Origin of the sequence: Rheinheimera sp. UJ63 (assembly GCF_021568285.1) — a bacterium.
Taxonomy (GTDB): domain Bacteria; phylum Pseudomonadota; class Gammaproteobacteria; order Enterobacterales; family Alteromonadaceae; genus Alishewanella; species Alishewanella maricola.
On record NZ_JAKGTQ010000002.1, the window covers coordinates 574,377 to 599,603 of the forward strand.

The following is a 25,227-nucleotide window of genomic DNA, read 5'->3' on the forward strand; positions in this document are numbered from 1 at the left end:
GGTTTTAGCTTGTTTTTGTTATAAGAAAGGCCGCATGGTAGCGGCCTTTTCTGCTGCGACTGGAGACACACCAGCTCAACGTAAGAGGACGGGTGTCTTACTTACGATTTAAGCGGTTATTTACCAATAATTCAACCACTGATGGATCAGCCAGTGTAGAAATATCTCCTAACTGATCATGTTCATTGGCTGCAATTTTTCGCAGGATACGGCGCATAATCTTACCAGAGCGCGTTTTCGGCAATCCGGCAGGAGCCCACTGTATCAGATCTGGCGTAGCGATAGGTGAAATTTCTTCACGCACCCAGGCTCTAATCGCTTTGGTTAGCTCTTCACTGGGTTCTACACCCACCCGAGGTGAAACATACACATAGATGCCTTGGCCTTTAATATCGTGTGGGTAACCGACTACGGCAGCTTCAGCAATCGCTTCATGCGCAACAAGACAGCTTTCAATCTCAGCGGTGCCTAAACGATGGCCAGAAATATTTAATACATCATCGACACGACCCGTTAACCAATAATAGCCGTCTTCATCACGACGTGCACCATCACCGGTAAAATAAACCCCCGCATAGGTACTAAAGTAGGTTTGCTCGAAGCGTTCGTGATCGCCAAACAAGGTACGCATTTGCCCAGGCCAGCTATCCGTGATAACTAAATTACCTTCGCCCGCGCCCGTGACGGTGTTGCCTTCGTTATCCACTAACGCCGGTTTAACGCCAAAGAATGGCCGCGTTGCCGAGCCAGGTTTTAAGGCAGTGGCACCCGGTAATGGCGTAATTAAAATGCCGCCTGTTTCTGTTTGCCACCAGGTATCAACGATAGGGCAATTACCCTTACCAATTTTTTCGTGATACCAATTCCATGCTTCTGGGTTAATGGGTTCACCCACGCTACCTAAGATCCGTAACGAAGATAAATCGGCACCGGCAACAGGCGCATCGCCATGCGACATCAAAGCGCGGATGGCTGTTGGCGCGGTATACAGAATATTGACCTGGTATTTATCTACAATTTGCGCAATACGTTTCACGCTGGGGTAGGTAGGGACACCTTCAAACATCACGCTGCTGGCGCCATTGGCCAACGGCCCGTAAATAATATAACTGTGGCCTGTAACCCAGCCAACGTCTGCGGCGCACCAGTAAATATCGCCTTCTTGATAATCGAAAACATATTGATGCGTCATGGCGGCATACAGCAGATAACCGCCAGTGGTGTGAAGGACACCTTTGGGCTTACCGGTTGAACCGGAGGTATAAAGAATAAACAGTGGATCTTCCGCATTCATCGGCTCAGGTGCACATTCTTTAGGTTGTGCAGCAAGCAGGTCATGATACCAAACATCTCGACCATGGTGAAAATCAATGCTTTTGCCAACATGTTTAATCACAATGACATTTTTAACTGGGTTGGTGTCGCCTAAATGCGCTAAGGCTAAATCCGTATTGTCTTTTAGGTTAGTAGCACGGCTACCCCGTAAAGCTTGATCGGTGGTGATCACCAATTTTGAATCACAATCGACGATACGGCTGCCCAGTGCATCAGGTGAGAAACCGGCAAACACCACCGAGTGCACCGCACCAATTCGAGCACAGGCTAATAGCGCAACAGCGGCTTGCGGTATCATCGGTAAGTAAATGGTAACCCGATCACCTTTATTCACCCCCAGGGCTTTCATGCCGTTGGCGAGTTGGCAAACCTCATCATACAGTTGTTGATAGGTCACTTTTGATTCAACGCCAGGCTCATCACCTTCCCAATAAAAGGCCACTTGATTGGCTCGCGTGGCAAGATGGCGATCTAAACAGTTAACACTGGCATTTAGCACGCCATCAGCAAACCAATTGATTTTCACTTTGCCCAGTTCATAGCTGGTGTCTTTCACCTGAGTAAACGGTTTAATCCAATCCAGTTTCTTGGCTTGTTCGCCCCAGAACTGATCAGGCTGTTCAATAGATTGTTGGTAAAGTGCTTGATATTGTTCATCAGTTACATGGCAATGCTGCTTGATTTTTTCAGGCACCGGATAAAGAGTTGGTTGCGTCATATGATCCCCTACGGATTATCGTAATTATTATTAATCATTACTAACGGAGACAGCTGTTTAAAGAAATTAGACCATAGTCTAGACGATGTTAAAACAGAGTGCGAATTGCGACTAAAGGCTAATTGCGAAGATGCAGACTGTCGCTCAGAGTTTGGTTACAATAATAACGACATCAGTACTACTATAAAAAAACATGGAGAACTCCAGATGAGACAATGTAAGACACGGAATACCTTAGCTGCGGCTATCGCATTAGCCTTAACTGCAGGCGCAGCACATGCGAACAACGGCTTTAAAGTGGGCGACACCGAAGTAAGTTACGGTGGTTACGTCAAACTTGATATGATGGTGAGTGATGCAGACGGAGACATCGCGTCAATTGGGCGTGATTTTTATGTACCCTCTGTCACACCGATAAATGGCGACAGCACAACACGTTTTGATATGCATGCTCGTCAAACGCGTTTCTTCTTTAGCACCTCTACCGATTTAGGTAACGGTGAAAAGATGACAGGGCGTATTGAATTTGATTTTCAAACCAGTAATAACGGTAACGATGAGCGTACCACCAACGGTTACAGCCCCGTCATGCGCCATGCTTTTGTTAATTACAAAAATTGGACAGTTGGCCAAACCTGGTCAAACTTTATGGACTTACAGTCTTTACCGGATACCTTAGACTTCGTCGGTAATGCTGATGCGGCTATCTTTATTCGTCAAGCTCAGGTTCGTTACACTTCAGGTAATTTCTCTATTGCGGTAGAAAACCCAGAAAGTACGGTTACGCCATTTGGTGGCGGCACTCGTATCACCACAGATGACAATGCCACTCCAGACTTTACGGTAGGTTACAACTTTAAAACTGAAAATGCCTCTTTCCGGGTGGCCGGTTTGCTTCGACAAATTGCTATCGAAAACGGCGTATTAGATGACAGCGTGGCGTCTTACGGTGTGTCTTTCAGCGGTAAATTTAACCTTGCTAATAAAGATGATATCCGTTTTACCATTAACACCGGTGAAGGTTTAGGCCGTTATGTCGGTTTAAACGCTTCCAATGGCGCGGTATTAACCGGCACGACAAGTGATGCTGAACTTGAAACCATTAAATCAACGTCTTTCTCCGTGGCGTATCGTCACCTGTGGAATGACAAGTGGCGTTCAACCTTCTTATATTCAGCGTTAAATGTTGATAATGACACCAGCTTGACCGGTACCTCAGCGAATAAATCCATGCAGAGCTACAGTGTCAATGCGTTATACCAGTTCAATACCAAGTTTATGATGGGTGTTGAATACAAGTATGCTAATCGTGAAATCGAAAGTGGTTTAGATGGTGATATGCACCGTGTGCAGTTCAGCGCTAAATACGACTTCTAAGTTAAACCGTTAGCTTTCTATAAAACGCCTCTTTATGAGGCGTTTTTTATGGCCGCAATACTTACTGCCAAGGTTCAGCTGCAATAAAAACGTGTTGTAGGCGCTCAACTGCCAACATGACGCCCGCTCCGTTTTAGCCCGCCCAGCAAGCGCAACAACATTCTGAGGTGACTGACTGTTTACGCCATTTTGCCTCGCTCAATAAGCCGTTGCGACATAACATTTTGCTGGCTGGCACTACAAACCTTTGCCAGTAAACCGTTGCAAGTGTCGACTCAAGCGCGGGGTTGGATCAGATAATGCCAGTACAAGCTGCAGCGATGTTAGCTTAGTCGCACCCTAGGTTAGCGAATAAAAAACACATTTTACAGCCATGCTTAATAAAACAAGCTGCATAAAATAATGCACTAAAAAACAGCCAATAAAAAAGCCGGCAAGGCCGGCTTTTTAACTCAGATACGACAATTTTACTCGGGTTTACCTGGTTTAGTCATCGGTGCTGATGCCGATTGACGCGCAAACGCCGAGCCTGCCGGGCGACTAGAAGAGCTAACAACCGGACGTTGCTCAGCAGTGACTGCCGTGACGACGTCTGTTTTGGCTTCTTCTGTAACGGTTTGTGGTTTCGTCATTTCTGCTACGACCATGCTACCAAAGCGACTACCTGTAGCTTTTGCTGCTGCTTTAGGTTGAGCTGCGACAACAGGGGCGGCTGTAACCGTTTCAGCTTTAGCAGGAGCGGCTTTAGTCGGTTCCTCTTTAGCCGGCGCAGCTGCAACTGGAGCCGCAGCCGCTGGGGCCGCAACGTCAGCTTCAGCCGGTGCAGTCGCTTCAGCGACAACCGGTGTTGCTACTTCAACTGGCGTTACTTCGGCGGTAGCCTTGTTACTGTTTTTGGCTGCCACGGGCACAGCCTCAGTCGTCACTTCTTCAGTTTTTGCTACTGTAGCAGGGGCTTTTACCGGCTCAGTAGGTACAACCACCGCGGCAGGCGTCGCTTCAGGCTCAGCTAATTCTAGCTTTTGCTGTTGCGGGCTTTGCTCAGTTACCACAGGGGCTGATGCCGCTTCATCGGTTGCAACAGTGGCCGCTGCAGTCTCATCTGCTTTCACTGTGTCAGCACTGGCTTTGGCTGGGCGACGACGGCTACGGCTGCGTGTTGGCTTCTCAGCGTCAATCGCAGGGGTATCAGCGACATCCGCTACAGGCTCTGACGTGATAGGCTCTACCGCGTCAGTTGTGGCATTCGCCTCAGTACTCTCTGTAGCATTCGCCTCAGTACTTTCTGTGGCAACCGGCTCTTCAGTGGTAGCTGTCGTGTCGGTTTGTTCTTTACGACGCTTTTGACCGGCGGCACGTAAATGCCGTGGCGAACGACGACTGCGACTGCGAGGCTCAGCACTTTCTGTGTCAGAGTGGCTTTCAGTTGTAGTGGCTGTTTCTGCCTCTGTTTCGTTACTGTCCGTGGCAATGCTTTCAGCAGTTGCGATAGCCGTTTCAGCAGCCGGTTTGGTTTCGCTGATTGGCGAAGCCTCGGCGACTACCACGGGCTCTGTCACGCTCGAGTCCTTGACGTCAGCTGCAGGGCTGGCGGTTTCAACAACGGCTGGCGCCGTAGTAACGGTTGCGGTTTCAACGGCGTTAACCTGATCTTTTGCTGGCGCTTGGCTTGCTGCAGTCGTTTCTGCTTTGGCAGCGTCAACCGCAACGGCAGCCGGTACTAACGTGTCGGCAGCTTCCGCTTTAGCTAAACGTACAGAGCGTTGCAGATTGCGACGTTGCCGACGTTCAGCGGCTGCGGCACGGCTGTTTGGTTCATCCGCTGTTTCTGCCGACGCTTTTTCAGCACGTGGCTCAGCTGCGGCTTTACGAGGTTCCGCAGTGCGAGCAGGTTTATCTTGCGATTGTGGACGATTACGCTCTGGACGAGGCGCTTTCTCTTCAACAGCCGCTGCTTTTTCAACGGGTTTTTCAACCGCTTTATCTGCTGTTTTATCTTGATCCGGGCGACGACGACGATTGTTACGACGACGTGAGTTGTCGTTGCGATCAGGACGTTGCTCGTTACGCGGCTCTTTCGTGTTGCTGGTTTTCTGCTCCTTAGTCACTGGCGTGGTTTCGGCAGGGGGAGTTGCTGGTGCAAATACACTGCTTAACCAAGCGACCAACCGACTGACTAAACCTGGTGTTGTTGGCGTAGCAGCAGCAGGACGGGCAGGGCTGGCTGGCGCCGCTGCTGGCGCAACCGGTGCAGCTACCGGAGCAGACGCTTGTGATAAACTTAACGCAGAAACCGCAGGTTTTTCTTTAACTGTTTCGCTGCTTGGCTGATACAGCTTAGTGCTGTGCTCTGGCACTTTAGGCAGAGTGTAGCTGGCATCTTCGATTTCTTCGTCGATACGAATACGTGTCACTTCGTAGTTCGGCGTTTCTAAATGCTCATTCGGGATAATAAACACCCGAATACCATTACGCTGTTCAATACGACGCACACCTTCACGCTTTTCGTTCATTAAATACGTGGCAACAGACACCGGTACCTGCGCATGGATCTGGCTGGTGTTGTCTTTAATCGCATCTTCTTCAATTAAACGTAAGATTGATAAGGCAGACGATTCAATACTGCGGATAGTGCCACGGCCATGACAACGAGGGCAGACGTGTCCGGCTGATTCACCTAGTGAAGGGCGTAAACGCTGGCGTGACATCTCTAACAAACCAAAACGCGAAATCCGGCCAATTTGCACCCGAGCGCGATCTTGTTTTACCGCATCTTTTAAACGGTTTTCTACTTCACGTTGATGGCGCACCGGCGTCATGTCGATAAAGTCGATAACAATTAAGCCACCTAAGTCACGTAAACGTAATTGGCGAGCAATTTCATCGGCCGCTTCTAGGTTGGTATTAAAGGCGGTTTCTTCGATATCGCCGCCTTTGGTTGCTTTTGACGAGTTAATGTCAATGGCGGTTAACGCTTCGGTGCTATCGATAACAATAGAGCCACCCGAAGGTAAACGCACTTCGCGGCGGAAGGCGGTTTCAATCTGGTTTTCAATTTGATAATGCATAAACAACGGCACTTCACCCTGATACATTTTTACCCGGTGGGCAAAATCAGGGCGGAACTGTTGGATATACACTTTAGCTTCTTCAAAGATTTTCTGGCTATCAATTAAGATCTCGCCAACATCACGACGTAAATAATCACGGATCGCACGGAAAACCACGTTGCTTTCTTGGTGAATTAAGAACGGACCCGTGCGCTTTTTAGCTTCTTCGGTAATGGCTGACCAATGCTTTAATAACGCTTTTAAGTCGTAATCCAGCTCTTCGTAAGATTTACCCACACCGGCAGTACGCACGATTAAACCCATGCCATCTGGCATTTCTAGTTGGCCTAACGAATCTTTTAACTCTTGACGCTCGTCACCTTCAATACGACGAGAAATCCCTCCCGCACGCGGGTTGTTGGGCATTAATACCAAGTAAGAACCGGCTAAACTGATAAACGTCGTTAGCGCAGCGCCTTTTTGGCCGCGTTCTTCTTTATCAATTTGGATGATGACTTCCTGACCTTCTTTAACCACTTCCTTAATGTTAGGACGGCCATCGAAGCTATAACCAGAGGGGAAATATTCACGGGAAATTTCTTTTAGCGGTAAAAAACCATGACGATCAGCACCATAATCGACGAAGGCCGCTTCTAGACTGGGTTCAACACGGGTGATTTTGCCTTTATAAATATTCGCTTTTTTTTGTTCATGGCCTGGGCTTTCGATATCCAGGTCATACAGTTTTTGGCCATCGACCAATGCAACACGAATTTCTTCTTCTTGCGTTGCGTTAATTAACATTCTTTTCATTGTTGGGTGACTCATTTATGCAGCCACAACACAACTTTTCCGGGCACCTGGGTGTTCAGACGTTATCAAACACATAATGCTGCAGTCTCCCGACTGGGTGCTTGAGGGAACCTAATTTTTTACTCGTTACAGTAGCGAGCCTACACGTATTGTTGGGGCAGGCTAAACTGTCTTCGTTTTTAAATCTGACACACATCGCCATAAAGCGCTGCGTTCTGGCTAATCTTTATTTTTGCTCGGTGACCGGATCTTGTGTTTTGCCGTTGTTGGTAACAAATTACGCAACATTACCTCAGGCAAATGGCAGTGAGTAAACGCCGGGGGTATAAAAAACATTGGTTTTCACCACGATTTCGGTATGATCACATCCCCTGACGGTGCCGCACAACGTCTCTTATGTCACTGTGAGCGCCCTAATTGCCGAAACTCGGCAGAATTAGCGGGGTGATTATCCCACTATTCCGCCTTGGATAGCAACTGAATTGTAATATTAGCAGAGTAATTTAAAGCCATGACTGATGAAATAAAATTGCCGGTGCAAATGATTGAAATCGAAAGTGATTTTATTGGTCAGCGCATAGATAACTTTTTGATTGCCCGGCTGCGTGGCGTACCTAAAAGTGTCATTTATCGGGTTTTGCGAAAAGGTGAGGTGCGGGTCAACAAAAAACGCATCAAACCTGAATACAAGCTGCAAGCTGACGATGTGGTGCGTGTACCGCCGTTTACCGTTGCGGCAGAGCCGGATGCTATCTCTGTTAAGCTGAGCATGGTAAAAGATTTAGAGCAGCATATCTTGTTTGAAGACGCTGATTTAATCGTGTTAAACAAACCTTCAGGTATGGCGGTTCATGGCGGCAGTGGCTTGCAGTTTGGCGTTATTGAAGCCTTACGGGCTCTGCGGCCCTTGGCGAAACATCTTGAATTAGTTCACCGCTTAGACCGTGATACCTCGGGCTGTTTAATGATTGCTAAAAAGCGTTCGGTGTTAACGCATTTGCATGCTCAGTTACGTGATAAAACCGTTGAGAAAAAATATTGGGCGTTAGTATCGGGTGATTGGGACAACAAAATACGTAAAGTGACCGAGCCGTTAAAGAAAAACACGCTGCAATCGGGTGAGCGAGTGGTGCGGGTCGATGCTAAAGAAGGTAAAGAATCGGAAACGCGTTTTCGTATTTTGCAGCGTTATCAGGAAGGCACCCTAGTGGAAGCCTTTCCGGTAACAGGCCGTACCCACCAAATTCGGGTTCATACCGCCTGTAAAGGTCACCCGATAGCCTGCGATGATAAATACGGTGATAACACCTTTAGTAGCCAAATGAATAAAATTGGGCTTAATCGGTTATTTTTACATGCTTACAGTTTAAGTTTTATGCATCCCGGCACCGAGACAACCATGCGCTTTGAAGCCCCGCTGGATGAGCAGTTAAACCAAGCCATGAGCCAATTAACGAGAAAATAAGATGTCAGCAGTCAAGTTAGTGATTTTCGATTGGGATGGCACCGTCATGGATTCCGTTGGGCGAATTGTCTCGTCGATGCAAGCTGCTGCCTTGCATACCGGTATTGCTGTGCCAAGTACGGCCGCGGTGCGGCATATTATTGGCTTAAGCTTAGATCCGGCGTTTGATATGTTGTTTCCAAGCGCTAATCCCGCGCAGCGGCAGCAACTATTTGAGCATTATCGCGATCAATATGTGCAGCACGACACCACGCCGACACCGTTATTTGCCGATGCCGAGCAGGTGTTACAGCAATTAGCTGAGCGTAATGTGCTATTAGCCGTAGCCACGGGAAAGGCGCGCAAAGGCTTAGATCGAATGTTTGCCGAAACCGGCTTGGCACGCTATTTTGCCACCAGTCGCTGTGCCGATGAAGCACAATCGAAACCCCATCCCGATATGTTACAGCAAATTATTCAACAGCTTGGTGTAGCCGCCAATGAAGCGATTATGGTGGGGGATACCAGTCATGATCTGAAAATGGCGCAGGCTATTGCCATGCCAAGGATTGGGGTGAGCCATGGCGCCCATGACGTTGCTGTGTTGCAACAATATGCGCCATTAGCCATTATCGATCGCCTAGCTGATTTACCCGCTTGGGTGCGCTAAGCGCTGTTAAGGCTCAAGTAACAGATCTCGGCCAGCTTGGCGCAGCAGTTGCAACAGCTTAATCAGTGGTAAGCCGATTAAGCTGTTAGGGTCATCGCCTGCTAATTTACTGAATAAACAAATGCCTAAGCCTTCGCTTTTAAAGCTTCCAGCGCAATCGAGCGGTTGTTCGCGTGCCACGTAACAGCGGATCTCTGCCTCAGTCAATGTGCGAAAATGCACATTAAAACAATCAAGTGTGGTTTGTGTTTCACCTGTTGCGGCATTAACTACGGCTAAACCCGTAAGAAATTGCACCGCATGGCCGCTAAATTGACGTAATTGCGCGCAGGCTTTTTCTTCCGTATGCGGTTTGCCAATAATGTCTTGACCAAATACTGCCACTTGATCTGAACCAATCACTAAGCCACTCGTTAACGTGCTGGCCACGGCGTGTGCTTTTTCTGTTGCTAAACGCTGTACCAAGGCTGCGGCGCTTTCACCGACACGGGGTGTTTCAATAGTGTTGGGGGCAATACATTGAAAGTTTTCAGTTAATTTACTTAACAACGCGCGACGGTAGGGCGAGGTTGAAGCTAAATATAATGAAGGGCGTTCGGCAATAGTCACAAAATAGTCCTTTTATAAACAACAGGGTGCACACTATAATAGCCTGCTGACAAAAATGTTGAAAAACCTGCAGAACCCTTTGACAGCAAGGGGCTGCTTCTATATGATGCGCGCCTTATGCAAAAATTGAAAATACCTGTTACGCTCGATCCGGTTAAAGCAGCACAAAAACGTTCCGGTTACTCCGGTATAGTGCCACTAAACACCTTAATCCGTCTTAAAGACGGGTTAATGGCGTACCAAGACGACGTAACAGTCAGAATTGAATGCGAAATTGACCAGCAAAACCTTACTGTGTTAAACGGTACAGCGCATTGCCAGGTAAGTGTTAAATGTGAACGTTGTGGTGAACCCATACCACTCACACTAGACGTAAGTTTTGCATATACTCCTGTTAAAGGGGATGATAACGCGGCTTTGGAATTGATTCCTGAGCGCTATGACGTGGTCGAGCGTGATGAGCACGGCGAGATTAATTTACGGCAGTTGATTGAGGATGAACTCATTCTGGCATTGCCACTGTTTCCGATGCATGATGCGGTTGATTGTCAGGTTGATCCTGACTCACTTAGCTTCGGTGATATCGGGCCAGAGCCAGAAAAGCCCAACCCATTCGCTATACTGCAAGAATTGAAAAAAAAGTGATTTAGGAGAAATACAATGGCTGTTCAGCAAAACAAAAAATCTCGTGCACGTCGTGACATGCGCCGTTCACATGATGCATTAACTGGCCCTACGCTGTCAGTTGACGCAACTACCGGTGAAACTCACCGTCGTCACCACATTACTGCCGATGGTTACTTCAAAGGCCGTAAAGTAAAATAAGTCTGGACGCACTTATCCTAACCGGTAAGCACGTGCAGCAGCTAAAGCCTTCTTTGGCTTTAGATATGATGGGGGGCGACTTCGGCCCCCAATCTACTATTCCTGCCGCTCTGGCAGCGCTTCAAGAATTCCCTCATCTTCAACTAGTCTTATGTGGTGATCAGCCAGTACTAGAACAAGCGTTAAAGCTTGCTGGTGTGGTCGACGAACCGCGTATTCGTTTTGTGCACAGTACTGAGCAAGTACTTATGGCCGACAAGCCGGCGTTAGCGTTACGCAGCAAACGTGAAAGTGCCATGCGTCATGCCTTAGAACTGGTTGAACAAGAACAAGTCCACGCCTGTGTCTCCGCCGGCAATACCGGTGCCTTAATTGCAATCGCACATTATGTGTTAAAAATGCTTAACGGCGTGGAGCGGCCAGCATTAATCAGTGCTTTGCCCAGTTGCCAAGGTAATCCAGTTTATATGTTGGATTTAGGTGCTACGGTAAACTGTGATGCGGATACGTTATTTCAATTTGCCATGATGGGCGCGGTGATGGCCGAGCAAGTTATTGGTATTAAAGCCCCTCGGGTGGCCTTGCTGAACATGGGCGAGGAAGAAATTAAAGGCTCAGATCAAATAAAACGTGCCTCGCAATTATTAACCGAATGCAACGGTTTGAATTATATCGGCTATATTGAAGGCAATGATATTTTTTCTGGCAAGGCTGATGTGATTGTTTGTGACGGCTTTGTGGGTAATGTCGCGCTGAAAACCTGTGAAGGCGTTGCCAAGCTGATTATTAAGCGGGCGCAACAGAGTATTAAACAACGGCCATTAGCCGCTTTATTAAGCTGGTTGTTTAAACCTGTGCTAAAAAGTCTTTATCAGGGAATGAACCCCGACCACTATAATGGTGCAAGTCTGATAGGATTGCGCGGCATCGTAGTGAAAAGTCATGGCAATGCGACAAAAGACGCATTTTTAAGTGCCATCCGACAAGCTGTGCGCGAGGTTGAACGCCAAGTGCCAGCCAAAATAAAAGATCGGTTGGAACAAGTTCTTATTGATAAAGCATAGGGTAGCATGTACTCAAGAATTATTGGTACCGGGAGTTATTTCCCGTCACTGGTTCGCACCAATGCGGACCTAGAGTCTATGGTAGAAACCACAGACGAATGGATTATCGAGCGTACTGGCATTAAAGAGCGCCGCATTATTGGCCCTGATGAATCAGTCGCCAGTATGGGTACTGCTGCTGCTTTCAAAGCGATTGAAGCTGCCGGCATCGATAAAAACACCATTGATCTGATCATTTGCGCCACCACCAGCTCGGCGCGTTCATTACCGAGCTCGGCTTGTGAAATTCAGCGCGATCTGGACATTCCAGGCATTCCCGCCTTTGATATAGCTGCGGCCTGCGCCGGCTTTTGTTATGGCTTAAGTATTGCCGATCAATATATTAAAAGCGGTATGGCAAAGCGGATCTTGGTGATTGGCTCAGATTGTTTATCGCAATTAGTCAGCCCTGAAGATCGCTCTATGGTGATTTTATTTGGTGATGCCGCCGGTGCGGTATTGCTAGAAGCTTCAGAGCAACCCGGTATTTTATCGACCCATATTCATGCCGATGGTAAATATTCAGAGCTGCTGTACGTCAATAATCCGATCCGTGGCGATGAAAAATCGGTACACGAATCGTGGGGCAGCATGAAAGGCAACGACGTGTTTAAAGTGGCCGTTAACAAGCTGTCGCAAGTGGTTGAGCAGACGTTAGAGGCCAACAATATGCAGAAGTCTGATATTGACTGGCTGGTGCCGCATCAGGCAAATTTACGTATTATTGCTGCGGTAGCGCGTAAGTTAGATATGTCGATGGATCAAGTGGTGATTAACCTTGATCGTTATGGCAATACGTCGGCCGCCACCGTGCCCACTGCTTTGGATGAAGCGATCCGTGATGGTCGTATTCAACGTGGCCAAACCTTATTACTAGAAGCGTTCGGCGGTGGTTTCGCTTGGGCGTCTGCGTTAATTCGTTATTAATTTTTCAGGATCACTATGACTACTAAACTTGCCATCGTGTTTCCCGGTCAGGGTTCACAAAGCGTGGGTATGCTTAACGAGCTGTATCAGCAACATACCGTGGTTCAAGACACTTTTGCCGAAGCCTCTGCTGCTTTGGGTTATGATCTTTGGGCGCTAGTTTCAACTGGCCCTGAGTCAGAATTAAATGAAACGCATCGTACACAGCCGGCCTTATTAGCGGCATCTGTTGCGGTATGGCGTTTATGGCAACAACAAAACGGTGCGGCTCCGGCGTATTTTGCAGGGCACTCATTAGGTGAGTATTCTGCTTTAGTCTGTGCCGGTGTGTTGTCACTTGCCGATGCGGTTAAGCTGGTAGAAAAGCGTGGCCACTATATGCAACAGGCGGTACCTGCCGGTGTGGGGGCTATGTCAGCCATTATTGGTTTAGACGATGCAGCCATTGCCAAAGCCTGTGCAGAAGCGGCACAAGGTGAGGTGGTCTCACCGGTTAATTACAACTCTCCTGGTCAAGTGGTGATTGCCGGTCATAAAGCGGCAGTAGAGCGTGCTGGTGAAGCGTGTAAAGCCGCTGGCGCAAAACGTGCTTTACCTTTACCGGTCAGCGTTCCGTCACACTGTGCCTTAATGCGTCCCGCTGCGGAGCAACTTGCTTTAGATTTAGCGGCACTGCACTTTGCTGCGCCTAGTACGCCTGTGGTCAATAACGTTGATGTCATGGCAACGAATGTGCAAGCAGAGATCAAAGATGCACTGATCCGTCAGCTATACAGCCCAGTGCGTTGGACTGAAACTATTGAGTACTTCGCCGCGCAAGGTGTTACCGAGGTGCTGGAATTAGGCGCAGGCAAAGTATTAAGTGGCTTAATTAAACGCATTAATAAAGAGCTGAAAACCGCTTCAGTTAATGATGCAACGTCGCTTACCGCCGCGCTAGCAGCAGAATAAGGGTATTTAAATGAATAATTTTATCAGTTTAGAAGGCAAAGTTGCGTTAGTTACTGGCGCAAGTCGTGGTATTGGCCGAGCTATTGCAGAGCAATTAGCCGCGTTAGGCGCTAAAGTTGTGGGCACGGCAACCACTGAAAAAGGCGCGGCTGCCATTGGTGAGTATCTTGGTGAGCAGGGTGCGGGTTTAGTGCTTAACGTCACCGATACCGCTTCGGTTGACGCTTGCCTTGAGCAAATTAAAAATCAATTTGGTGAAATCGACATTTTAGTCAATAATGCCGGTATTACTCGCGATAACCTGCTAATGCGGATGAAAGATGATGAATGGTTTGATATTATGCAAACCAATTTGACATCGGTATTTCGCTTAAGCAAAGCCGTGTTACGCAGCATGATGAAAAAACGTTTCGGTCGGATCATTACTATTGGCTCAGTTGTTGGCTCAATGGGTAATGCCGGTCAAACCAATTATGCTGCAGCCAAAGCCGGTGTTTTAGGCTTTACTAAGTCGTTAGCAAAAGAAGTTGCATCACGCGGAATTACCGTAAACGCGGTTGCGCCAGGTTTTATTGATACAGACATGACGAAAGAGTTGTCTGAAGAGCAAAAAACCGCTATTTTCTCGCAAGTGCCGGCTAATCGTTTAGGGCAGCCAGAAGAAATAGCAGCAACAGTGGCGTTTTTGGCTTCTACGCACGCAGCTTATATCACCGGCGAAACAGTTCACGTTAACGGCGGTATGTATATGGTGTAAGCGAATCAGGTTTGACCAGCAAAAAATGCCTATCGCATTGCTTGCAACAACCTAAGCTTACGAATAAACTAGCGCCACACCAAATTGCACGAATTGTTGCGATTTATATGAGAAAAAGGAAGAAAAGATGAGCAACATCGAAGATCGCGTTAAGAAAATCATTATCGAACAACTGGGCGTTAAAGAAGACGAAGTTAAAAACGAAGCCTCATTCGTTGATGACTTAGGCGCTGATTCACTGGACACTGTTGAATTAGTGATGGCGTTAGAAGAAGAATTCGATACTGAAATTCCAGACGAAGAAGCTGAAAAAATCACTACGGTGCAATCAGCCATCGATTACATCAAAGCCCACGCTGAATAAGCTAAAGGTTTGCAAAACGGGTAGCGCGGCTACCCGTTTTCGTTTTAAGAATCAGAAAAACAGGTACTAACGGAGGACACGGTGGCAAAACGTCGTGTAGTGGTAACAGGTTTAGGTATGCTGACGCCATTAGGCAATGATGTCGCAAGCAGCTGGCAAGCACTGCAGCAAGCGAAAAGCGGTATTAGTCTAATTGAGCACTTTGATACCAGCGCTTATACAACTAAATTTGCCGGCTTAGTCAAAAACTTTGACGTAGAGCCGTATTTCCCAGCAAAAGACACTAAAAAAATGGATTTATTTATCCAATACGGTGTTGCTGCGGCTATTCAGGCATTTCGTGACTCCGGATTGGAAGTTACCGAGCAAAACGCTCACCGTATCGGCGCCGCTATCGGCTCAGGTATTGGTGGTTTAGGCTTGATTGAAGAAAATCATACAAAGTTAATGAACAGCGGTCCGAAGCGTTTATCGCCTTTCTTTGTCCCGTCTACCATTATCAATATGATCGCCGGTCAGCTGTCTATTATGCTTGGTTTGCAGGGCCCGAATATCAGTATTGTTACTGCCTGTACTACGGGTGTCCACAATATCGGCCAAGCCGCGCGAATGATTGTATATGGTGATGCCGATGTGATGGTGGCCGGGGGCGCTGAAAAAGCCTCTACGGAATTGGGTATGGGGGGCTTTGGTGCCGCTCGTGCGCTGTCAACTCGCAACGATGCGCCACAACAAGCCAGCCGCCCTTGGGATAAAGACCGTGATGGTTTTGTGTTAGGTGATGGCGCAGGTGTGATGGTACTGGAAGAGTACGAACACGCTAAAGCTCGCGGTGCGAAAATTTATGCAGAGCTAGTCGGTTTTGGTATGAGCGGTGATGCTTATCACATGACTTCACCACCAGAAAACGGTGCCGGTGCCGCTCGGGCGATGCAAAACGCCTTAAATGATGCGGCTGTTAATGCGGATCAAGTGCAATACATCAATGCACACGGTACTTCAACGCTGGCCGGTGATTTGGCCGAAACCAGTGCCATTAAATCTGTGTTTGCCAGTAACATTGATAAAGTGATGGTCAGTTCATCGAAATCAATGATCGGTCACTTGTTAGGTGCCGCCGGTTCAGTTGAGTCGATTATTACGGTGTTGTCACTGCAAGATCAGTTGGTGACTCCAACCATTAACTTGGACAACCCAAGTGACGGTTGTGATTTAGATTATGTGCCGCATGAAAGTCGCCAAGCCCAGTTAGAGTATGCGTTATGTAACTCTTTCGGTTTTGGTGGTACTAACGGTTCTATTCTGTTCAAGAAGATCTAACCCGCTGTGCTTGTTGAAAAACCGCGCTTTATAGCGCGGTTTTTTATGATTGGCTTTTAGTTAAATCGTTGAGTTTCATATCGACCTGCTAAGTATTACGTTATCTAAAGGTTCAAATGGTATTTAACGAAGCGAAAAGTGCAGAGGACACTTTGTCTGGGGACGTCTTTGGCATGGATGCCAAAGAGGAGTGCCCAGGGACGGGTTCACAGCGTGCCCCGGCAAAGTTGTGCGGCGCGCTTGTCGCTGGATGCACTGCGCTATATGCAAGGAGGGCAATTTTATTGTGTGCTAGCCACCTTGGGGTAGACATTTTCTCCACCGGCTTCAAGGATCACCTCCCTGTGCCCTTTCAGCCTGCGCAGCATCCCTGCTGCTGTTACGAAAACGCTACCCCAATGCGTCTGCAAAAATCACCGCAAGCTTTCAAGTTTAGATGGCATTCTCATGAACATTTTGAGGCAGATGGCACGCAGTACACTTTGTCCAGAACCGTGTTTTTCAGGGATGAAAAACAGACAAATTTGTCGGGAACAAATTTGAACAACGGTACGCTGGCCCGAAGGGTACACTTCAGGATGAAGTATGCAAGTGACCTAGACGGGTTCACAGCGTGCCCCGGCAAAGTTGTGCGGCGCGTTTTTCGCTGAATGCACTGCGCTATATGAAAGAAGGGCAATTTTTTCTGTGTACCAGCCACCTTGGTAAAGGCATTTTCTCCAGTGGTTTTGAGTACCACATTCTTTTACCTACTAAACTGCGGGATCTTCGTTGCCCTATGCACTGAAAGCGATATCGCTTAATTAAACCGACATTTTAAAATAATAGCCGGTAAACCCACGGCGCTGTTTTGCCCGCTGAGCGCTTTGTTTTAATGACAGATTAAGGCATACTTGCGCATATTTTTCTGTGCAGGCGTGCTATGTCGGCTGACATTATTCTGATTAAAGACACTGAACAATTGCAGATCGCCGCAGGTTGCCGAGCGTTGCAATACGGTGATGGCGTCTTTACTACCATTGCGATTAAGCAAGGTCAGCCACAACTATGGCCACTGCACCTAGCGCGCTTACAGTTATCGGTAACACGATTAGCGATGCCCGCCATCGATTGGTCCGGCTTAACACAAGCGGTGTTGACAGAAGCGGCCAAGCAAAACAGTAATGGCGTAATTAAATTATTGATCTCCCGAGGCATTGGCGGGAGAGGTTATGCACCAAGTCCGCATAGTTCAGCCTTGGTGTATTTGTATCATGCTCCGATGCCCGATTATCATCGCTGGCGAGAACAAGGGATCCGTGTTGGCATCGCGCAATTACGCTTAGCCATTCAACCGGCATTGGCTGGGCTTAAGCATACTAATCGGCTTGAGCAAGTGTTGTTAAAACAAGAGCTGGCGAAAACTGACTTTGATGATTTGCTCGTGGCCGATCAACAACAACAGCTTACCGAAGCAACGGCCGCCAATCTGTTTTATCAACTAAAGGGCCAGTGGTATACACCGCCACTGCATTTGGCTGGAGTCGCAGGTGTGATGCGTCAGCATATTTTAAGCGAACAAGCGCAGTTTCAAGAACGCTGCTTGTCTTTAGCCGAACTAGACCAAGTTGAAGCGATGTTTATTTGTAACGCCTTGCTAGGTGTGGCGCCGGTGCGGCAATTGTCTGGTCGAGCGTTACCGCTTGAACCTGTGCAGCAATTACAGCAAGAGATGCTATGTTAAAACGAGTTTTGGCCTGGCTACCACTGTTGGTAGTGTTAATCATCGTGCTGCTTTATTCAGGTTGGCAGCAATTAACCACCACAACTTTAGCAAAGACGGTGACCTTCAGTGACAGCCTTTATACGCTTAAAGCGGGTACATCAGTGCGTAGTTTATGCCGCGATTGGCAAAACCAACAGCAATTAACCGCCATAGATTGTTACGTTTTAAAATTGTATGTTAAACAGCAGCCGCAGATCGCTCAGTTACAACAAGGCGTTTATCGAGTCCCTAGCCAAAGTTCTCTTAGCGAAGCGTTGGCGTTGTTTCGAAGTGGCAAGGTGGCGCAATTTAGCGTCACTTTAATTGAAGGTGAAACCCTAGCGCAAAGTTGGCAGCGTTTTGCCGATTTGCCGTATTTAATTCAAGATATTGACAGTAGTGATAAACTCGCTGAGCTGATCAGTTGGCCTGAAGCCTGGGGCACATTGGCGCAAACCGGCCGGGTAGAGCAAGAGTTAGAAGGCCTGTTTTATCCCGATACCTATTTTTATACCGCCAATAGTAAAGCCAGCGACATTTGGCGCCGAGCGCATCAAGCTTTAAAAACGGAGCTAGAGCGTTATTGGCAGCAACGCCAAAGCACTTTACCGCTGCAAAACCCCTACGAATTACTGATTATGGCCTCTATTATTGAAAAGGAAAGCGGCCTCGCCAGTGAGCGCGCCTTGGTCAGCTCTGTGTTTATCAATCGCATACAAAGCAATATGCGCTTACAAACGGACCCGACCGTTATTTACGGTTTAACCGAGTACAGTGGCCGTATCACCCGCGCTAATTTACGTGATCCACATCGTTACAATACCTATCGCCATCATGGCTTACCGCCTGGCCCGATCTCATTAGTCAGCCGCAGCGCGTTAATTGCCGCTGCGCAACCCGAGATAAGCGATTACTTTTATTTTGTCAGTCGTGGTGACGGCTCGCATGTGTTTTCACAATCACTTGAGCAGCATAATGCTGCGGTTAAAAAATATATTCTTGGAAAATAACATGACTAAGCAAGGCAAGTTTATTGTCATCGAAGGGCTTGAAGGCGCCGGCAAGAGTACGGCAATGGCCACAGTAAAACGCTGGTTAGAAAAGCATGGCCACCAGGTGGTGTGCACTCGTGAGCCCGGTGGTACACCTCTGGCCGAACAATTAAGAACGTTAGTCAAACACGCGGATCCGGCTGAGCAGATTGCCGCCGAGACCGAGCTGTTGTTAATGTATGCGGCCCGGGTACAATTATTACGTAATGTCATTGAACCGACTTTAGCCGCTGGCCAGTGTATTTTAGCCGATCGGCATGATTTATCTTCACGTGCTTATCAAGGCGGGGGTCGGCAGTTAAACGAACAATTGATTAACGACCTACGCAAAGCGCTGCTGGGTAACACGCAGCCCAATTTAACCTTGTATTTAGATATTGATCCGGCTATTGGTTTAAGCAGGGCTGCGCATCGTGGGCAACTCGATCGTATTGAGCAGGAACAACTGGCTTTTTTTGAACGCACCCGTGCAAAATACCTAGCCATTGCGCACAGTGAGCCGGGTATTGTGATTATTGATGCGGCGCAATCGATTGAGCAAGTGGCCACAGCTTTAGAGCACGCCTTGGCTGAGGCCATGTTATGAGTGATATCCCGTTAAGTGCTATGCCTTGGTTGGCTTCGCCCTTAGCGCAACTGGCTCGATTGGCCAGTGAGCAGCATTTAGCCCATGCTATTTTATTAACCGGTGCCCCTGGCACAGGCAAACAACTGTTAAGCCAAGCGTTAGCCGCATTACTGTTATGTAAAAATCGGCAAGCAGACATGGCTTGCGGCCAATGTAAAAGCTGCTTGCTGTTAGCGGCGGGTAACCATCCTGATTTATTAACCTTAAACCAAGATAATAACAGTATTGGTGTGGATGAAATTCGCCGTCTAATCGACTTTACGCAAGGCGCTGCCCAACAACACGGCAATAAAGTGATTGTGCTATCCGAAGTGCAGCGGCTAACGGAAGCGGCGGCGAATGCCTTACTTAAAACCTTAGAAGAGCCACCACAAGGCTGTTATCTGGTGCTGCAAACCAGCCAGCCCCAGCGTTTAAAAGCTACCTTGCTCAGCCGTTGTCAGCGCTGGAGTTTACCCACCTTAAATGAAGCCAACTTGTTTGATTGGTTAAGTCAGCAGTATCAAGGCAGTTTGCCACGTTTTTTGTTTGCTTTTAGTGGTGGTGCGCCGTTACAGGCGTTGGCGTTGTTGCAAGGCAATACGGCGGCAGAAATTGAAGAGTTACTGGCCGCACTGTCGCTGCTATTGCAGGATGAGTCGGGCTTAAGTACGCTAGTGAAAAACTTAGAAGGCCGTACCGACTGTGCGCAAATATTGGGTTATTTCTTAACGCAGTGGTGTAACCAGCATTCAGATGTGGCGCCTGAAGCACTGCAACGCTTGCAACTAGTGTATTATCGTTGGCGTCGTGACGAGCAACAGATTTTAGGGCAGAATAAAACACTGGCGTTAACCGCCTTATTGCTTGAATTTAAAAGTATCATGCGCCGCCGCTAAGCCAATTGTTGTTATACGTTTGTGGTGTTTATTTTGGCTTCGATGCCGCCTAGCAGCCAACAACGCATACCTTGTGGTATCGTAAGTTGAATTAACGCACAAGGTGTTTAGCCGCGCGCCTTTTGGCAAGCGGTAGTTGAGTAGTGAAATGCCCTACTAGCAGCCAAACGCTACATTAATACTGGCGACGATGCGATAAAACCCGTATAAAAGTTCAACAAGCCCTAATAGTCTGCTGAATAAGCAGAGGAGCGAAAATGGAAGAAGTTGCATTAAATTTCAATGATGGCAAAGAGTTATATAAGTGCTACATGCCGTTTTTAAAAAACGGTGGGCTTTTTATCCGCTCGGCTAGAGTATTTAAAATGGGCCAATCGTTAGCCCTTAGCGTAACCTTGCCTGATACACTTGAACCTATTATAGCGACGGGTAAAGTAGCCTGGGTATCGCCTTTAGGTGCGCAAAGCTCTAATCCGGCGGGTGTCGGTGTGGCCTTTATTGATGATAAACATGGCTTAAGTGATCGTATTGAAAAATTATTAGGTGGCATGTTAGGAAGTGCAGAAGCCACTTACACCATGTAACGTTATTCACTTGAATAACAGCAGTATTTTCGAGGTTGTTTTGTTTATAGATTCGCATTGTCATTTAGATCGGTTAGAACTCGACAAATTGGGTATGAGCCTAGAGCAGGTGATTGCTGCAGCCGAAAAACGGCAAATTGAACATTTACTGTGTGTCAGTGTGTCCTTAGCTGAATTCGATGCGATGGCCGATTTAGTGCAACCTTTTGCAGGTGTATCGATTTCATGTGGCGAGCATCCGCTGCATCAAGAAGGCACCGTTGATGAGCTGCAGTTACTGAAGCTCGCCAGTGCTGAGCGTGTTGTGGCGGTGGGGGAAACCGGTCTGGATTATTTTTATAGCCCAGAGAGTAAAGCGACGCAGCAAGATGCCTTTGTTAAACACATTAGTGTGGCTCGCCAGTTAACTAAACCCTTGATTATTCATACGCGTGATGCGCGCACTGATACCATTGCATTATTAAAGTCACATCAGGCTGAAAACGCCGGTGGCGTTTTGCATTGCTTTACCGAAAGCTATGAGATGGCAAAAGCGGCCTTAGATTTAGGCTTTTATATTTCGATCTCGGGCATTATGACCTTTCGAAATGCCGCAGAATTACGGGATGTGGTCAAAAAACTTCCTCTTGACCGTCTGTTAATTGAAACCGACGCGCCTTATCTTGCGCCGGTACCGCACCGTGGTAAAACCAATCAACCGGCTTATGTTACTGATGTTGCTGCTGCCATTGCAGAAGTTAAAGCGGTCAGTATTACTGAATTAGCCAGCGCAACCACTGAAAACTTCTATCGATTATTTCCTTTGGCGCAGCGCCGTCGTTTAGTGGCGTAACGGTAGTTAATTAGGCATTGCTGCATAAAAGAAGCCCAGAACTAATTATCTTGTTCTGGGCTTAGGGGAATGGCTCATAGGGAATGAGCCGTGCGCTATCGAAAAGTCATGATGTAATTTGAGTGTAGTTAATACACAGTAATTTACCTGCCATACCGCTAATATTTTTTTTGCCACTTCGCGTGTTGTGAAACAAAAGCAGTTTCCAATTCTGCAACAAAAACCCTGGCTTTATAAACAAACCGCACTGTGTAGCCTGATCGTTACATTTATTCTTAAGACATTGATTGTCTATAAAGTACTTTTTTTAGTCTAAAAAAGTCTAAAAAATAATCAGCTATTGTAGTGCAGTGGCTTAAAGAGGCACTGCACACGGCAAAAATGTTTAATCTATCCCTCAATATGCCCCTATCTTAGACGGATTGTCGACAATCTTGTTTTTGTTAGCTTGACAATAGCGCCAAAACGGCTTAAAACTACACAACTGTTTTATTATGTCGACAATATGATGAATGCAAGCCGCCAAAATATCCCTGTAACCGCTGCCGACCGCGTACTGCAAGAAATGCAGCGCGCTATTGTCGAGGGTGATATTGCGCCGGGTTCGAAAATCAGTGAGCCTGAGCTGGCGAAACGCTTTGATTTAAGCCGGGCACCGCTGCGTGAAGCGTTAGCCAGGTTAGAGCGCTGTCATTTGATTGAACGCATTCCTAACGCCGGCGCGCGCGTAGTGAAATTGTCGACAGCGGGGCTGTTATCACTGTATCAGCTGCGCGAAGAGCTTGAAGGCTTGGCCTGTCGGCTGGCCGCGACACAAATGACCGATGCAGAAATTGCCGAAATGCAGGCCTTGCTTGATCAACATCTTTCGACACAGCGCGTACGCGAAGGTGAAAGCTACTATCAAGAAGCCGGTGATCTGGATTTTCATTACCGGATTATTTTGGGAAGTAAAAACCCGTATCTGATCAATATCCTTACCGATGAGCTATACCATTTAATGCGCATGTATCGGGTACAGCTGGGTATGAACGGCCCCCGGGTATCACGCGCTTTTGATGAACACAAAGCCATTATTAATGCCATTGCTAACCGTGATGGCGAACTCGCCGATTTACTGATGCGACGCCATGTTGCCGCGTCGCGCCGCAATATTGAACCAACACTTTTAGAACGTGAACAAACGGGGAACTAATATGACTACTTTAACTGCCGGACAAAAATTCCGCGCTGCGATCAGCGCCAATCAACCACTGCAAATTGTTGGCACCATTAACGCCTACACGGCGATGATGGCTGAGCGTACCGGGCATCAAGCCTTGTATTTGTCAGGTGCGGGTGTAGCGAATGCCTCGTTTGGCTTACCTGATTTGGGCATGACGTCGTTAAATGATGTATGTGAAGATATTCGCCGCATTACTGCTGCCACCAGTGTGCCGTTATTAGTTGATGCCGACACCGGTTGGGGTGGGGCCTTTAATATCGCGCGTACCGTAAAAGAAATGACCCGTGCGGGTGCGGCGGGTTTTCATATTGAAGATCAGGTGGCGCAAAAGCGTTGCGGTCATCGCCCTAATAAAGAAATTGTGTCTTTAGAAGAGATGGTTGATCGGGTAAAAGCCAGTGTCGATGCGCGCAGCGATGAAAGCTTTTTCATTATGGCGCGCACCGATGCCTTAGCACAACAAGGCTTAGAGGCGGCCATTGAGCGCGCCTTAGCCTGTGAAGCGGCCGGCGCCGATGCCATTTTTGCTGAAGCGGTGCACACTTTAGAGCAATACACCGCCTTTACTAAAGCGCTTAAAGTTCCAGTATTGGCCAATATTACCGAGTTTGGCCAAACGCCGTTGTTTAACAAAGCCGAGTTAGCCAGTGTGGGCGTAGCAATGGTACTGTACCCATTAAGTGCCTTTAGAGCGATGAACAAAGCGGCGTTAAATGTGTATGAATCTATTTTAGCCAATGGCGATCAAAAAGCGGTAGTAGACAGCATGCAAACCCGTGCTGAGCTGTATGACTTCTTGAACTATCACAGCTTTGAGCAAAAGCTAGACAGTTTATTCAGTACCAAAAAATAATATTTTTAAATTAAATAATCATAAATACAGGAGCAAGATAATGGCAACAGGCAAACAACTGACCGGTGCCGGTCTGCGCGGCCAAGTAGCAGGAAAAACCGCTTTATCTACCGTGGGCAAAACCGGTTCGGGTTTAACCTATCGCGGTTACGATGTAAAAGATTTAGCCGCAAACTGTACCTTTGACGAAGTCGCGTACCTTATTTTAAAAGGCGAATTACCTACTCAAGCCGAGCTAAACGCTTATAAAACCAAACTAAAAGGCTTACGCGCCATGCCACAAGCACTGGTTGATGTGCTTGAGCGGATCCCGGCTTCAGCCCACCCAATGGATGTGATGCGCACAGGTTGCTCGATGCTGGGTAACTTAGAAATGGAACATAATTTTGGGCAACAGCAGGATGTAACCGATCGGATGCTGGCGTTATTTCCAGGCATGGTGAACTATTGGTATAACTACAGCCACCATGGCAAGCGGGTAGCCGTTGAAACCGACGCCGATTCAATCGCCGAGCAATTCTTGTGGACGTTACACGGTGAAAAACCGTCGGCATTGCATGTAAAAGTAATGGAAGCGTCGTTGATCCTGTATGCCGAGCATGAGTTTAATGCCTCTACCTTTACCGCACGGGTGTGTGCCTCAACCTTAAGTGATATGCACTCTTGTATTACCGGCGCAATTGGCTCTTTACGTGGCCCATTACACGGTGGTGCTAATGAAGCGGCAATGGAACTGATTGAAGGCATGATTGATGCCGATGATGCTGAAAGCAAACTATTAGGCATGCTGGAACGCAAAGAAAAGATCATGGGCTTTGGCCATGCGGTTTACTCAGAGTCAGATCCACGTAATGCCGTGATCAAAGCATGGTCAGAAAAGCTGGCCAATGCGAATGGCGATACCCGCTTATATGATGTATCTGAGCGTTGCGAAGCCGTCATGTGGCGTGAGAAGAAACTGTTTTGTAACGCCGACTTTTTCCATGCCTCAGCTTACAACTACATGGGTATTCCAACCAAGTTGTTTACCCCCATTTTTGTGTGCAGCCGCTTAACCGGTTGGGCCGCGCATGTGATGGAGCAGCGTGCTGATAACCGTATCATCCGGCCAAGTGCGGATTACGTAGGTGTTGAGCCGCGCACGGTAACGCCGATTGCTGAAAGATAA

23 protein-coding genes are annotated in these 25,227 nt (G+C 47.6%); 20 read left to right on the forward strand and 3 right to left on the reverse strand.

Features of this window, described 5'->3' with window-relative positions; all coding sequences use genetic code 11:
- Positions 1–97 precede the first annotated feature (97 nt).
- Complete coding sequence (gene acs, locus L1N97_RS08680; RefSeq protein WP_229588001.1) at positions 98–2,053, reverse strand: acetate--CoA ligase; 1,956 nt, start codon at positions 2,051–2,053, stop codon at positions 98–100.
- Between the two features lie 207 nt (positions 2,054–2,260).
- Between acs and L1N97_RS08685 the strand changes: the two genes are divergently transcribed.
- Entirely contained in the window at positions 2,261–3,430 is a 1,170-nt protein-coding gene (locus L1N97_RS08685; RefSeq protein ID WP_236129504.1) for a DcaP family trimeric outer membrane transporter, read from the forward strand.
- Between the two features lie 467 nt (positions 3,431–3,897).
- Here the strand turns inward: L1N97_RS08685 and rne are convergent, their stop codons facing one another.
- The gene (rne, locus tag L1N97_RS08690; RefSeq protein WP_236129505.1) at positions 3,898–7,293 is read right to left on the reverse strand and encodes a ribonuclease E; all 3,396 of its coding nucleotides are present in this window, start codon (positions 7,291–7,293) and stop codon (positions 3,898–3,900) included.
- 511 nt (positions 7,294–7,804) lie between these two features.
- On the opposite strand from rne, the gene rluC reads away from it, so the two are divergent.
- Together rluC and L1N97_RS08700 are read left to right on the forward strand one after the other, a co-directional pair.
- Complete coding sequence (rluC, locus tag L1N97_RS08695; protein WP_229588006.1) at positions 7,805–8,758, forward strand: 23S rRNA pseudouridine(955/2504/2580) synthase RluC; 954 nt, start codon at positions 7,805–7,807, stop codon at positions 8,756–8,758.
- 1 nt (position 8,759) lies between these two features.
- The gene (locus L1N97_RS08700) at positions 8,760–9,407 is read left to right on the forward strand and encodes an HAD family hydrolase (protein WP_236129506.1); all 648 of its coding nucleotides are present in this window, start codon (positions 8,760–8,762) and stop codon (positions 9,405–9,407) included.
- A 6-nt stretch (positions 9,408–9,413) separates the two neighbouring features.
- Here L1N97_RS08700 and L1N97_RS08705 read toward each other — a convergent pair whose 3' ends face one another.
- The gene (locus tag L1N97_RS08705; protein WP_236129507.1) at positions 9,414–10,016 is read right to left on the reverse strand and encodes a Maf family protein; all 603 of its coding nucleotides are present in this window, start codon (positions 10,014–10,016) and stop codon (positions 9,414–9,416) included.
- Between the two features lie 117 nt (positions 10,017–10,133).
- Here L1N97_RS08705 and yceD point away from each other — a divergent pair, with 117 nt between their 5' ends.
- From yceD to prpC, 17 genes are all read left to right on the forward strand, one after another.
- On the forward strand, positions 10,134–10,661 hold the full coding sequence (gene yceD / locus L1N97_RS08710) for a 23S rRNA accumulation protein YceD (RefSeq protein WP_236129508.1): 528 nt from the start codon (positions 10,134–10,136) through the stop codon (positions 10,659–10,661).
- A gap of 15 nt (positions 10,662–10,676) precedes the next feature.
- Positions 10,677–10,841 carry a 50S ribosomal protein L32 gene (gene rpmF, locus L1N97_RS08715; RefSeq protein WP_226749982.1) on the forward strand — a complete coding sequence of 55 codons (165 nt, stop codon included), beginning with the start codon at positions 10,677–10,679 and terminating at the stop codon, positions 10,839–10,841.
- A gap of 65 nt (positions 10,842–10,906) precedes the next feature.
- Entirely contained in the window at positions 10,907–11,905 is a 999-nt protein-coding gene (gene plsX, locus L1N97_RS08720) for a phosphate acyltransferase PlsX (RefSeq protein ID WP_229588036.1), read from the forward strand.
- 6 nt (positions 11,906–11,911) lie between these two features.
- Positions 11,912–12,871 carry a beta-ketoacyl-ACP synthase III gene (locus tag L1N97_RS08725; RefSeq protein ID WP_229588012.1) on the forward strand — a complete coding sequence of 320 codons (960 nt, stop codon included), beginning with the start codon at positions 11,912–11,914 and terminating at the stop codon, positions 12,869–12,871.
- A 15-nt stretch (positions 12,872–12,886) separates the two neighbouring features.
- Positions 12,887–13,822, forward strand: a complete 936-nt coding sequence (fabD, locus tag L1N97_RS08730) for an ACP S-malonyltransferase (protein ID WP_236129509.1) — start codon at positions 12,887–12,889, stop codon at positions 13,820–13,822.
- A 10-nt stretch (positions 13,823–13,832) separates the two neighbouring features.
- On the forward strand, positions 13,833–14,579 hold the full coding sequence (gene fabG / locus L1N97_RS08735) for a 3-oxoacyl-ACP reductase FabG (RefSeq protein WP_226749978.1): 747 nt from the start codon (positions 13,833–13,835) through the stop codon (positions 14,577–14,579).
- 127 nt (positions 14,580–14,706) lie between these two features.
- Positions 14,707–14,943: an acyl carrier protein gene (gene acpP, locus L1N97_RS08740; protein ID WP_027670184.1), complete on the forward strand. Its 237-nt coding sequence runs from the start codon at positions 14,707–14,709 to the stop codon at positions 14,941–14,943.
- Between the two features lie 81 nt (positions 14,944–15,024).
- Entirely contained in the window at positions 15,025–16,263 is a 1,239-nt protein-coding gene (gene fabF / locus L1N97_RS08745; protein ID WP_236129510.1) for a beta-ketoacyl-ACP synthase II, read from the forward strand.
- Between the two features lie 922 nt (positions 16,264–17,185).
- Positions 17,186–17,986 (forward strand): aminodeoxychorismate lyase, encoded by an 801-nt coding sequence (gene pabC / locus L1N97_RS08750; RefSeq protein WP_236129511.1) that lies wholly within the window; start codon positions 17,186–17,188, stop codon positions 17,984–17,986.
- On the forward strand, positions 17,980–19,017 hold the full coding sequence (mltG, locus tag L1N97_RS08755) for an endolytic transglycosylase MltG (RefSeq protein WP_236129512.1): 1,038 nt from the start codon (positions 17,980–17,982) through the stop codon (positions 19,015–19,017). Before pabC ends, mltG begins: the two co-directional genes overlap by 7 nt.
- A gap of 1 nt (position 19,018) precedes the next feature.
- Positions 19,019–19,645: a dTMP kinase gene (gene tmk / locus L1N97_RS08760; protein WP_236129513.1), complete on the forward strand. Its 627-nt coding sequence runs from the start codon at positions 19,019–19,021 to the stop codon at positions 19,643–19,645.
- A complete protein-coding gene (holB, locus tag L1N97_RS08765; RefSeq protein WP_236129514.1) occupies positions 19,642–20,565 on the forward strand; it encodes a DNA polymerase III subunit delta' in 924 nt (307 codons plus the stop codon). Before tmk ends, holB begins: the two co-directional genes overlap by 4 nt.
- Positions 20,566–20,822: 257 nt before the next feature.
- Positions 20,823–21,149 carry a PilZ domain-containing protein gene (locus tag L1N97_RS08770; RefSeq protein ID WP_236129515.1) on the forward strand — a complete coding sequence of 109 codons (327 nt, stop codon included), beginning with the start codon at positions 20,823–20,825 and terminating at the stop codon, positions 21,147–21,149.
- Between the two features lie 40 nt (positions 21,150–21,189).
- Positions 21,190–21,981 carry a TatD family hydrolase gene (locus L1N97_RS08775; RefSeq protein WP_236129516.1) on the forward strand — a complete coding sequence of 264 codons (792 nt, stop codon included), beginning with the start codon at positions 21,190–21,192 and terminating at the stop codon, positions 21,979–21,981.
- Positions 21,982–22,489: 508 nt separating this feature from the next.
- Positions 22,490–23,176, forward strand: a complete 687-nt coding sequence (locus L1N97_RS08780) for a GntR family transcriptional regulator (protein ID WP_236129712.1) — start codon at positions 22,490–22,492, stop codon at positions 23,174–23,176.
- A 1-nt stretch (position 23,177) separates the two neighbouring features.
- Positions 23,178–24,059, forward strand: a complete 882-nt coding sequence (prpB, locus tag L1N97_RS08785; protein ID WP_236129517.1) for a methylisocitrate lyase — start codon at positions 23,178–23,180, stop codon at positions 24,057–24,059.
- A 40-nt stretch (positions 24,060–24,099) separates the two neighbouring features.
- Positions 24,100–25,227 carry a bifunctional 2-methylcitrate synthase/citrate synthase gene (gene prpC, locus L1N97_RS08790; RefSeq protein WP_236129518.1) on the forward strand — a complete coding sequence of 376 codons (1,128 nt, stop codon included), beginning with the start codon at positions 24,100–24,102 and terminating at the stop codon, positions 25,225–25,227.